The following is a 4772-nucleotide window of genomic DNA, read 5'->3' on the forward strand; positions in this document are numbered from 1 at the left end:
CCTTCGGCGTCCTAGCCCTCCCGCACGCCCGCCATGAGCAGGCCGACGCCCTCCTTGGTGGCCTCGCTGTCCTGGACGACGCCCATGCACTCCCCCTCGTAGATTACCGCCACCCGGTCGCTCAGCTCCAGGATCTCGTCCAGCTCTGTGGACACCAGCAAAATGGCGCACCCCTCAGACCGGGCCTTCAGCAGGCACTTATGGACAAACTCCGTAGCGCCGATATCCAGTCCCCGGGTGGGGTGGACCGCGATGAGCATTTTGGGATTCTGCTCCAAAATCCGCCCCACGATAATCTTTTGCTGGTTGCCGCCGGACAGCGCGCCAGAGGGCACATCCAGAGACGCGCACCTGATATCGTAGAACTCCGCCAGTTCTTTCGCCTTGGCGTCCACCGCCTTTTTCTGCAAAATGTGCCCCTTGGTGTATGGCTTGTCCTGAATGGTCTCCAAAAACAGGTTTTCCTTTACCGACATGGACAGCACCAGCCCCTGCTTGTGCCGGTCCTCCGGAATGTGGCCCATCCCCGCCTCAATCAGCGCGCGGGGGCTTTTTCCCGTCACGTCCTGGCCCAGCAGTTTCAGGGCGCCCCTGGTCACCGGCAGCAGGCCGGCCACGCCCTTTACCAGCTCCGACTGGCCGTTGCCGTCCACGCCCGCCAGACCCACGATTTCACCCGCCCGGATATTTAGGGAGAAGTCCTTGATAACCTCCCGCTTGTCCGCGCCCTGGACAAAAATATGATCCAGCTCCAGCACGTTTTCCCCCGGCGCCTGCTCCGGCTTCTCCACGCCCAAGGTCACCTGCCGGCCCACCATGGCCGATGCCAGCACCTGGGGATTGCAGTCTGTCAGGTCCTCAATACAGCCGGTGATCTGGCCCCGGCGGAGAATGCTCACCCGGCTGCTGATGCTCATCACTTCGTTGAGCTTGTGGCTGATAAAGACGATGCTTACACCGTCCTGCTTCAGCCGCCCCAGCGTCACGAAGAGCTCCTGGGTCTCCTGGGGGGTGAGCACCGCAGTGGGTTCGTCCAAAATAAGCACCCGGGCGCCCCGGTACAGCACCTTCAAAATCTCCACCCGCTGCTGCTGCCCCACCGACAAAGTGGCCACTGTGGCGTGGGGATCCACCCGCAGGTCGTACTTCTCGCTGGCCTGGGCGATCTTCGCCTCCGCCTGCTTCATATCCAGGCGCAGCTCCTTTTGCAGCCCCAGCATGATATTTTCTGCCACCGTAAAGGGAGGCACCAGCATAAAGTGCTGGTGGACCATGCCGATGCCCAGCTCAATGGCCTGCTTCGGCGAGGTGATCTCCACCTGTTTCCCGTTGACGAAGATTTCCCCCTCGTCCGCGCCGTATACGCCATAGATCACATTCATCAGGGTGGACTTCCCCGCGCCGTTCTCCCCCAGAAGGGAGTGGATCTCCCCGGGGTACAGGTCAAAGGTGATATGGTCGTTGGCCACGTTGCTGCCAAACCGCTTGGTGATATTCTGTACTCGCAGTACCGGTTCCATTTAATTCCCTCCCTGCTTGTGGCGCGGCGTGCGCTTGCGGGCCTTATCCTTCACAAAGGGCACATTGGTGGCCGCCGGGCCCTTGGAGGGACCCATGAAGAACACCAGCGCCAGGAAGGTGATCAGATAGGGCATCATCAGATAGAAGTAATAGGGGATGTTGAAGTTCATGGCCTGCATCCGCAGCTGGAGGGCGTCTCCGGCGCCGAAGAGCACTGTCGCCAGCGTGGCCCCCAGGGGCGCCCACTTTCCAAACACCACCGCCGCGTAGGCGATGAAGCCCCGGCCGGAGGAGATGTTGTCGTAGAACGTATTCAGGCCGTTGAGGGTCAGGCTGGCCCCCGCCAGACCGCAGAACGCCCCGGACACCAGCACCGCTGCCCACCGGATGCGGATGACGTCCACGCCGGCCACATCCAGGGCCTGGGGGTTCTCGCCGGCGGCCCGCAGCTCCAGGCCCCGGCTGCTGTGGAACAGGAACCAGTGGATGCCGAGCAGCGCCGCAATGGCGATGTACGTCAGGGGATATTGCCGGAACAGCACCGGGCCCAAAAAGGGGATGTCGCTCAACACCGGAAGGTTTATTGCCGTAAAGCCCGGGCAGTGGGCCATCTGGGAGTCGGTGCCGAACATCAGGCGGAAGATGGTGCTGGTAATGCCCATGGCCAGCGTGTTCAGCCCCAGGGCCACCACTGTCTGGTTTACCTTCACCGTGATGCTCATAAAGGCGTGGATCGCCGCCAGGAACATGCCCCCCGCCATGGCCACCAGCAGGCCCAGCCAGGCGTTGTTGAACAGATACGCCCCAAGATACGCGAAGAACGCCCCCATGAGCATCTGCCCCTCCAGGGCCATGTTCAGCACGCCCGTGCGCTCACAGATCACGCCCCCCAGCGCCGCCAGCATCAGCGGCGTCATCAGGCGGATGGTGGCGGAATAGAAGTCCGCGGTGAGGAAAATTCCCAAAATATCCATTACTGCACCGCCTCCTTGCCGGCTTTCCCTCCAAAGGGCCGGCTCAGCAGCCCGATGAAGTCAATCTTGGCGTAGTTGAAGCCCAGCACGCTCAGGATGATGATCCCCTGGATGATGTACAGAATCGTCACCGGCACCCCCATCATAATCTGCATGACGCTGGCCCCGTTGCGCAGGGCCCCCAGCAAAAAGCCCGCCAGGGCCACCCCAATGGGGTGCAGGTTGCCCATCAGCGCCACGGAGATGATGTCGTACCCCGTGTTGGGGGAGAAGTTCTGCACCATCAGGTGCTGGTATCCCAGCACCTGCACCGAGCCCGCCAGGCCGGACAGGGCGCCGCTGGTGATGATGGCCAGCAGCAGGTACCGCCGGGTGTTCACGCCGGAGGTCCGGGCGGTCTCCCCGTTCTCTCCCACCATGCGCAGCTTGAAGCCCACGTCCGTCTTGTAGAAGATGAAGTAGAACAGCAGCACGATCAGAATGGTAAGAAACAGGCTGGTGTTCAGCTCGCTGCCCTTCATCAGCTTGGACAGCATGGCCGACGGCTGGATCTTGGGGGACTGGTGGTTCAGCGCCCCCTCCGCCTTGAAGAAGCTGGACAGGGTGTAGTTGACAAAGTTTACCCCCACATAGTTCAGCAGCACCGATGTGATGGTTTCATTATACCCACGCCGGATTTTCAGCCACCCGGGGATCAGCGCCCACAGGCCGCCGAACACCATGCTCCCCAGCAGACAGATGGGGATATGCAGCCAGAACGGCAGGCCCGCCAGATTCACACCCAGCCACGTGGCCGCGAAGGCCCCCAGATACAGCTGCCCCTCCCCGCCGATGTTGAAGATCCCGCAGCGGAAAGACAGGGCGATGCCCAGTCCGCCCAGCACCAGGGGGATCGCCAGCACAATACTGGCGCTCAGGTTCAGTTTTCCTACAAAGGCCCCCTCCAGCAGCGCCAGAAAGGTCTTCAGCGGGTTGTAGCCCTGCCACACCAGCAGCACCCCAATTACCGCGAAGGCCAGCAGCAGCGCCAACGCCACGGAAATGCAGCTGTTCAGGGCCGAGCGGACTCGCTTATTCATCGCGCTTTCCTCCTGTCTTCCTTCTCCAAACTTGTTCCTTGCGGTTGTTTCGCCCTTCGGCCTTTGTTAGAAAGACGGCGCGGCACTGCCGCCGCGCCGTCTTTTTTGTGCGCTCAGACTGTCCCTTTTAGTACAGGGTGGGGATCTCCAGCTGGCCGTTGAGATAGCTCTCCATGGCCGCCTCTACCTGGGCCGCCTGCTCCTCCGTCAGTCCGTAAAACTCACTCATGCCCTGGGCGCCATTGGCAAAGCCGTAGATGTTGATGCCGGGGGTAAAGCTGCCGTCCAGGAAGCTCTGGGCCGTGGCCACATACACGTCCGCATTGGACTGGAGGCCGGAGCAGATCACCGTATCGGACAGGCCGCGCTGGTCGGAGACCCAGCCCATAGCCTTGATGCCCTTCTCCTCACAGGCCTGGTACACGCCCACAGAGTAGGCGTCGCCGAGGGCCAGCAGCACGTCACAGCCCTGGGAGATCAGAGACTCGGCGCACTCCTTGGCCTTGGGCAGGTCGTCCCAGGAGCCGGTGTAGGCCACCATAACCTCAATGTCCGGGTTGACGGACTTGGCGCCCAGCTCATAGGTATCCATGTCGGCCTTATTGTTGGGGGCATCGTCGGGGGGGATAATGCCGATCTTGCCGCTCTCGGAGGCCAGGGCCGCGGCCATGCCGCAGAAGTAGCCGCACTCACCGAACTTGTAAACGGTACCAGACAGGTTTTCACCCTGAACACTGGCGTTTACCGCCACAAACTGCACGTCTGGGAACTCGGGGGCCACGGTGGTCATGGGCTCACCGAACTCGGCGCCGTGGCCGAAGATGAGGGTAAAGCCCTGGCGGGCGTAAGTACGCAGGACGTTGGGCACCTCGGCAATGGCCACCTTCTCACTGTAGGCCACCTCCACGCCCAGCTCGTCCTTGATGCGCATCAGGCCGTCATAGGCGGAGGCGTTCCAGCCGCCGTCGTTGACGGCGCCGTTGCACACCAGCGCCACCTTGACGGTGGAGGGGTCCTTCGCCTCGCCGCCGCCCTGGGGCGCGTCACTGGATACAGGCGCGGTGCTGTCTTGGGGCGCCGCGGAGGGCTGAGCGTCCTGCTCCACGCTGCGGGAACAGGCGGCCAGACCCAGCAGCATGGTACCGGCCAGCAAGAAAGACAAGAGCTTCTTCTTCATGGTGTAATTCCTCCTTGTTTC

Annotated in this window: 4 protein-coding genes; all 4 read right to left on the reverse strand. The window is 62.2% G+C overall.

Features of this window, described 5'->3' with window-relative positions:
- Nucleotides 1-11: 11 nt before the first annotated feature.
- Nucleotides 12-1520 carry an ABC transporter ATP-binding protein gene (locus D1159_RS18395; RefSeq protein WP_161847050.1) on the reverse strand — a complete coding sequence of 503 codons (1509 nt, stop codon included), beginning with the start codon at nucleotides 1518-1520 and terminating at the stop codon, nucleotides 12-14.
- Nucleotides 1521-2495, reverse strand: a complete 975-nt coding sequence (locus D1159_RS18400) for an ABC transporter permease (RefSeq protein WP_161847051.1) — start codon at nucleotides 2493-2495, stop codon at nucleotides 1521-1523. It abuts the gene before it with no gap.
- Nucleotides 2495-3574, reverse strand: a complete 1080-nt coding sequence (locus D1159_RS18405; protein ID WP_161847052.1) for an ABC transporter permease — start codon at nucleotides 3572-3574, stop codon at nucleotides 2495-2497. Before D1159_RS18405 ends, D1159_RS18400 begins: the two co-directional genes overlap by 1 nt.
- A gap of 127 nt (nucleotides 3575-3701) precedes the next feature.
- On the reverse strand, nucleotides 3702-4772 hold a 1071-nt coding region (locus D1159_RS18410; RefSeq protein ID WP_207709194.1), incomplete at its 5' end, for a BMP family protein.

Origin of the sequence: Pseudoflavonifractor sp. 524-17, assembly GCF_009935845.1 — a bacterium.
Lineage (GTDB): Bacteria > Bacillota > Clostridia > Oscillospirales > Oscillospiraceae > Pseudoflavonifractor_A.

Bases quoted from the DNA above. Each gene is read 5' to 3' on its own strand.
- D1159_RS18405 (WP_161847052.1), bottom strand. From the start codon at position 3,574: ATGAATAAGCGAGTCCGCTCGGCCCTGAACAGCTGCATTTCCGTGGCG.
- D1159_RS18400 (WP_161847051.1), bottom strand. From the start codon at position 2,495: ATGGATATTTTGGGAATTTTCCTCACCGCGGACTTCTATTCCGCCACC.
- D1159_RS18395 (WP_161847050.1), bottom strand. From the start codon at position 1,520: ATGGAACCGGTACTGCGAGTACAGAATATCACCAAGCGGTTTGGCAGC.